At 73.0% G+C, this 5,669-nt stretch carries 3 protein-coding genes; all 3 read right to left on the reverse strand.

The window, feature by feature from the left end; genetic code table 11:
- Nucleotides 1-2,808 (reverse strand): ATP-binding protein, encoded by a 2,808-nt coding sequence (locus tag OHA55_RS26310; protein ID WP_266710128.1) that lies wholly within the window; start codon nucleotides 2,806-2,808, stop codon nucleotides 1-3.
- Entirely contained in the window at nucleotides 2,795-4,033 is a 1,239-nt protein-coding gene (locus OHA55_RS26315) for a hypothetical protein (RefSeq protein WP_266710129.1), read from the reverse strand. Before OHA55_RS26315 ends, OHA55_RS26310 begins: the two co-directional genes overlap by 14 nt.
- Nucleotides 4,034-5,174: 1,141 nt before the next feature.
- Entirely contained in the window at nucleotides 5,175-5,606 is a 432-nt protein-coding gene (locus OHA55_RS26325) for a zf-HC2 domain-containing protein (RefSeq protein ID WP_266710130.1), read from the reverse strand.
- Nucleotides 5,607-5,669 lie beyond the last annotated feature (63 nt).

Consider the following 5,669-nt stretch of genomic DNA (forward strand, 5'->3'; position numbering starts at 1 on the left):
TCATGGAGTCTCCCAAGAAGGCTGCTGGGGGTGAGTGCGTCGTGGTGTCCCGGGGGCGGGACACCCGATGGGATCGGCCTCCGCGCGGGCACGGGCGACGCCCGACTCGAAGTCCAGGACGAGCGAGCGGGCGAGATCGGGGTTCTTCATGTGCAGGGGCACGGGTACCGGGCGGACGGCCAGGTCGGGCGAGAGACCGGCGCCCGGCACCCGGCGTACGAGCCCCTCGGGGGCCGGCCCGGCGGGGGGCGGTGAGGATGCGGGCATGGGCCTGGGCGTCGGTACGGGTGACGGGACGGGCAGCGGTACGTGGCCGGCGCCGGGCGCGGTGGCGTGCGCGGCCATGGCCTCCGGCGGGGGCATGGCGTCGAAGGCGGGCCAGGGCGCGTAGTTGCGCAGGTGGTCGATCTCGTCGCGGAGGCCGTCCATGAAGTGCTGGAAGGCTCCGAGGGGCGTCGCGTTCATGTGTGTCCCGCCCTGGAGGTGTCCCTGGGCGTGCGCCTGCGCCTGTGCCTGTGCCTGGGGCTGTGCCCGCGGGTACGTGTGGTCCTGGGCACGGGTGTGGTCCTGGGACAGTGTGTGGTCCTGGGCCAGGGTGTGCGCGTGGGCCTGGGCGTGGGCCACCCCCGCCTCGTACCGCTCGATGGCGTCACGGCTGGCCGCCGGATCGGGCCCAGGAGCGGAACGGTCGGCCTCGTGGGGAGCGGGGTGCGGCCCGGTCGGCGGCACGACGTCGGTGAACGCGGGCAGTTGGGTGCCCGGCACCCGCCGGGTCAGTGATGGTTCGTCCGCAGCGGTCGCCGGCTCCGGCTCCGGACGCGGCGGGGGCAGCGGGGTGCGCATGGCGGACGGCAGTTGGCGCGTGCCGGCGCCGGTGTCCGGCAGGGGCGCGCCGGACGCGTCCTGCCGGGGCGTGGCCGTCCCGTCGTCGAGGTGCGGACGCTCCGCGCGTACGAGATGGGAGTGCGGCACGGTGACCCAGGCCGCGGTGCCGCCGTCGGGGTAGGCGTCGAGGCGCACTTCGATACCGGTGCGCCGGGAGAGCCGGCCGACCACGAAGAGCCCCAGCGTGTCGGTGGGCATCAGGTCGAGGCGTTCCCGGCTGCGGATACGGGCGTTCTCCTCGTCCAGCCGCTCGGCACTCATGCCGACGCCGTGGTCGAGGACCGTGATCAGGCAGCCTTCCGCGATCCGTGCCATGGACAGCTCCACCGGGGTGTCCGGTGGGGAGAAGGAGAGCGCGTTCTCCAGCAGCTCCGCGATGATGGAGACCAGCGGCGAGACGACCGCTGGGGAGAGCCGTACGTCCAGCAGTGCCTGGAACTGCACCCGCTGGAAATCCTCGACCTCGGCCAGCGCCGAGCGCAGCGCGTGCACCGCGGACAGCGGCTGAGCCGGTCCGAACGGCTCCCGGTCGCCGGAGAGCACCACGAGATTGCCCGCCGTGCGGCGCAGCCGGTTCGTCAGGTGGTCGAGCGCGTACAGGCTCTGCAACAGCTCCTGGTCGGTCTCGTCGCGCTCCAGGTCGTCGATCATCGTGAGCTGACGGCTGACCAGGTTGTGGGTGCGTCTGCCGACGCCGGCGAACATGGCCGCCACATTGCGCTGAGCGGTCTGCTGCCGCTTGACGAGTTCGTACGCGCCGCTCTGCACCCGGTCCACGGCGGTGGCCAGGACGCCGATCTCGTCGGAGCGGTTCATCGTCAGCCGGGCCGCGGGCGCCTCGACGGGCTCGGCGTCATCGTCGTCGCCCACCCGCCGCAGCTCGCGTTCGGCGGTGTCGGCGGCGCGTGCGGCGGCCTCCGTGAGCAGCCGCAGCGGCCGGGCCACGGACCGGCCGACGAGCGTGCTCAGCGTCACCACCAGGGCCAGCAGCGCGAGCAGCAGCCCGCTGAGCACCACCGCGCTGACGATCTCGGAACGGGCCTTGTCCGAGGCGGTGTTCGCGGTGTCGGTGGCGATGGTGTGCTCCACGAGGAGCCGGAGCTCCGTCTGGAGCTGGAAGGTGTTGGCGGCACCCTCAAGCAGCTCCAGACGGTCGGACTCGGACAGCGGCTTCCGCGCCGCGGCCTCGATCCGCTCGGCGTACCAGTGCGCCCGGGTCGGTACGGAACCCGAGACGACGATGCCGGCCAGCCGGGTGTCGGAGGACTCGGCGGCCTGGCCGAAGCGCGCCGCCCACACCGTCTGGCGGGTCCGCTGCTCGTCGGCGAGCGCGAGGGCGGCCGAGGGGTCCTGGTCGGCGAGCGCGGCGAGCAGGGCCGCGTTGGCGCTGGTGCCCGCCGCGTCACCGCGCAGCAGGGCGTCGATACCGCTCTGCCGCCGCGCGTCGTCGGCGCCGCTGTCCGGCGGTGTCCACAGGGAGAGCGTGTCGAGCAGCGCGTTCACACACGTGTCGTACGAGCTGGTGGCCTCCAGCGCGGACACCGAGTGGTTCAGGACCTGGGTGCGCAGCGCGGCCAGCGAGTCGATCAGCTCGACGGCTTTGCCGACCGTGTCCGAGGCCAGGCCCTCGGCCCGTACGGCGCTCAGCTCGCGGTCGACGGCCCCCATCTGGGTGAGGACCGGTCCCGGCATGGCATAGGGGGAGACCAGGTGCGCGAGGGAGACGAGCTGCTCGCGCTGCACCTGCTCCACGAGCTGGCCGACGGCCGCGGCCTCGCGCATCGACGCGGCCGTCCGGTCGGAGTCCCGGACCGTGTCGGCCCGCCGTTCGACCTCGGGCACGGCGAGGACGAGAACGGCCGTGAGCGGGATCAGCACCAACATGTTGAGCTTGTGCCGGACGAGGGGGTCAGGGAGCCGCATGGCGGGACACCTTCTTCCCTCGGTGTGCGCTGGACGTCCGTATCCGGGAGGGCCGCAACCACGACGGTTCGGCGCCCGAGGGTGCTGCCGGGGACGCGGGGGAGGCCGGGGGCCACTGCGCATTCCTGGTGTTCCCGGTGCGGTCCGGGCCGGTGGCCGGGGCTGCGGACGCGGGGGTGCCGGTGGAGGCGGTGGGGTCTGCGGCGTCCGGGGTTGGCTCCACGCGCGTACGGGACCGCGCCCGCGACAGGAGCGGCAGAGGCAGGGCGAGGACGAGCGTGCCCGCGGCGAGGCCGGCCGCGGTCCACCTCTCCCGCTGCGCGGTGTCCTCGTTCTCGGCCACCATGCCCGCCAGTTGTTCCAGACCGTCCTGGGACAGCGACTGCGCCGCGGCCAGACCGCGTTGCTGCGTACGGGCGAGCTCGGCGGGGTCGGCCTGTTCGGGCTGCGGGTCGAGGTTGTGCACCGGGGCCATGGCGAGGACGGCGCCCGCCATCTCGTCCATGCTTGAGATCATGGCTGGGCCGACACTCTGGTTCTCGGTCTGGTCGAGGGCCTGATGCAGCACATATGCGGTCTGGGCGGTGGCCTGGCCGAGCAAGGTACGGGCGGTGAGCGCCGCGGTGCGGGACTGCGCGGAAGGCCCGGCCGCGGCGAGCCTGGTCAGGTCGACCAGCCTGCCGGACACGACGACCAGCGTGGGCAGCCGCTGGGTCATGGCGTCGGTCAGGTAGTACTGATCGAGCCGGCCGGACAGCAGCAGTCCGGAGTCCTGGGCCAGTCCGCCGGCGAACACCGAGATCTGGTCGATGACTTCGGACCACCGGACGTAGGCGGTTTGGCCCTGGACGGAGGTCTTGGTGGTGAGGTCGTCGATGAGATCACGAATCCCGTCCCAGGACCGGGCGGAGGCGAGCGACACGGAACCGATGCCGCTCCTGTCCACCGCTTCCGCGGCACGGCGGACGCTCGTCACATCGGGCGAGTCGCCCTTGACCGCGGCCGACTGGGCGGTGGTCATCGACGCCAGCAGGGTGGTCAGGGCACCCGCCTGGGTGATGCCGAGCCGCTGACGCCGGGCCAGGGCCCGGTCATCGGTGGCGCCCTGCCAGGTGTGCCAGGCCATCAGGGCGGAGGGCACCAGGAGAAGCGCGACGACCAGGACGACGACGAGGCGTCGGGGGCCGGCGCGGAAATCGCGGAACGGATGAGAAGCGCTTTTCATGTACCTGTTCACCGAGGGGGCGTAGGAAGGTGACGGCGGTGACGGCGCACCAGGGAACCGTGCGGGCGGGGCGGCGGCCGGTGGGTGGTGGCCGGGCGGGCGTGCGCGCGACGCGGTGGTGGGCGTCGCGCGGGCGGGCTTCACGTGGTTGGGCGCCGCGTGGACGGCGCGCGCAGGGGTGGGTGTCGCGTGGACGGGACCCGGACGGGCGGGCGACGAGGGGCAGACCGGGCCGAGCCGTACCGCTCGGAATCCGGGCCCGATCCACGCGCCATGCCCTCCCTCACCCGTCCGGTTTCACCCCTGCCGAGTCGTCGTTGCATCACTACGACGGCCTCATCCATCCGGTTCACGGCCGTACGGCCCGAAATGGTTGGGCCGGAGGGCCACCCGATCAGGGACGTGGGGCCGTTCCGACGTGCGGCTGTGCCGCGTGGGCGCGAAAGAGGCCGCAGGCCGATGCCCCGGCGGCCAGAAGACTCGGCAAGGGAACAGCAAGGAGCCTCATCCACACTTCCCCCAGCGGGCCGACCACCCGACGGACGCGCGACTCCCCGGAGCGCAACGGTCGGCACAGGTCACCCACCAGTGCGGTCGGACCGCGCCACGTGGCTGCCCGCGCCACGGGACGGCGCACGCCACGAGGGGAGCGTGCGTCACGTCACGGCGTCAGATGCGAGGAGCGGCGTACGACACGACGGCGTACCCCGGCAGCACCGCCGCCGGGGTACGCCGTCGTGTCGTACCCGGGCAACCGGATCGTGGGGGTGGAGTCCCAGCGGCAGCCATCGCCGTCCTTCGGAAGTCGACGGTTTCGTGTACCGGCTGACTCCGCGCGAAACGCGGGTAGCCGGGTGTCCCGCCGGACTTGATCCGGCGGAAGAACGCGGGGGAACGCCTTGTCGAGACGCCGCGAGGTGGCCTGCTGCGAGGAGAACGACCAGCGGCCCCGCCGCTCAGGGTCGAACGCCCGGATGCCCATGAGCTGCCCGGACCGCGTCCCGTACGTGATGCTCGTCTCCGACGTGTGCCGATAGCCGTCTCGGCACTCCGGCAAGGTCCGTCGCCGATGGCTTCTCCTGTGCTCCCGTGGCCCCAGTGACCCTCGCGCGCGTTGCTACGAGGGGCACCGGCAGCCGGTTCAGATCCCGCCCCGCGCACCGCCGCCGAACCCCGCCGCGGACCTCCGCAGCAGACGGCCGACGAGGTATCCGCCGACAGCGGCCGTCACCGCGAGGGTTGTGGCGGTGAGACCCGGGGAGTGACGCCAGGGGTCCCAGGGCGGCGCCGACGAGGAGCGCGCCCCGGACACCGGGAGCGGCGGCGTCGCGGCGCAGGCCCCGTACAGGTCGATCAGTCCGGCATCCGGCCCGTCGAGCGCCAGCGCGGCGGACAGCCACGACGTCACCCGCGCGTCGCTCTCCTGTTCCGTACGGCAGGAGTGGCAGCCCCGCAGATGGGCGCGCACCAGCGCCTCCTCCTCGGCGTCCAGGCCGCTCAATGCCCGGACGGCAAGACTCAGCCGCACGTGCTCGCAGTCCACGGTCTTCCCCCGCTCGGTGTTTTGCCTCATGTCCCTCTCTGTTACGGGCATGTTGCCCGACCGGTTCACCGGTGGTTGTTCACGTCCGGCGGG

The organism is Streptomyces sp. NBC_00102 (assembly GCF_026343115.1).
Classification (GTDB): domain Bacteria; phylum Actinomycetota; class Actinomycetes; order Streptomycetales; family Streptomycetaceae; genus Streptomyces.